Genomic DNA, 895 nt, shown 5'->3' on the forward strand with positions numbered 1-895 from the left:
GTATTGGTGGAATGCTGAAGCAACAAGTCAGCTTTGGGGGGCAAATGAGGAAACATTTATCCCTAGCGAGCAATATGATGGTCTCATTCAGATAGAGGAAGTGAATCCTCCAAATTACCGTTAGAATAATCATTGAAAAAGAGAAAAGAATCTACCTATAAACTTAAAAAACTGTATAGTTATATTACACAAATGACGCTAATCTGTAATTAAGGTTAGTGTCTTTTTCATTTTTGGACTATAAACAACAAGTTTTTTGAGAATAAATTCTTAAACAGTTCGTTGTACATTATGAAAAAGCTTTTTCAATCAAATAAGGAGAATTATAAATGAAAAGTTCATCTACAAACTTTATCACTAGATTAAAAAAACAAAAAGAAGATGCACTCGAGTATATCATTGGTGCTTATATGCCACTAGTGAAAACGATTGCCACAAAAATTTTATACATGAGACCAGATGTTGAAGAATGTATCAATGATGTTTTTCTAACTGTATGGCAAAATGCTTATCAGTTTCAGGGTGATGCACACGACTTTAAAAAATGGATTGGCATAATTACTAAGTACAAAGCAATCGATCGATATCGTCAGGCTGAAAAACGAATTGCTCATGAACAAGTGGATGCCCCTATCGAACAGAAAGCAAGTGCTTTACAAACAGACGTATCAGTCTTGAAACGAGAAGAAAGAAACGCAATGTTATTAGCGATTAGTCAATTAAAAGAAATTGACCGTGATATTTTTATAATGAAATATTATTTGGAGCTCTCAAATAGTGAAATTGCTGATAATCTAGGTCTATCTAAAGCTGCAGTCGATAATCGGTTGTATCGAGGTAAGAAAATATTAGCCACAGATACCAAGTTAAAGGAGCTATTAGTATGAGTATGAAA

At 33.0% G+C, this 895-nt stretch carries 1 protein-coding gene; it reads left to right on the forward strand.

Translation table 11 applies throughout. From position 1 onward, the window contains the following. Nucleotides 1-329 precede the first annotated feature (329 nt). Nucleotides 330-887, forward strand: coding sequence for a sigma-70 family RNA polymerase sigma factor (locus tag JM172_RS24510; RefSeq protein ID WP_214484987.1), 558 nt, complete (start codon nt 330-332; stop codon nt 885-887). Nucleotides 888-895: the final 8 nt, after the last annotated feature.

It is taken from the genome of Bacillus sp. SM2101, from assembly GCF_018588585.1.
GTDB lineage: Bacteria > Bacillota > Bacilli > Bacillales > SM2101 > Nanhaiella > Nanhaiella sioensis.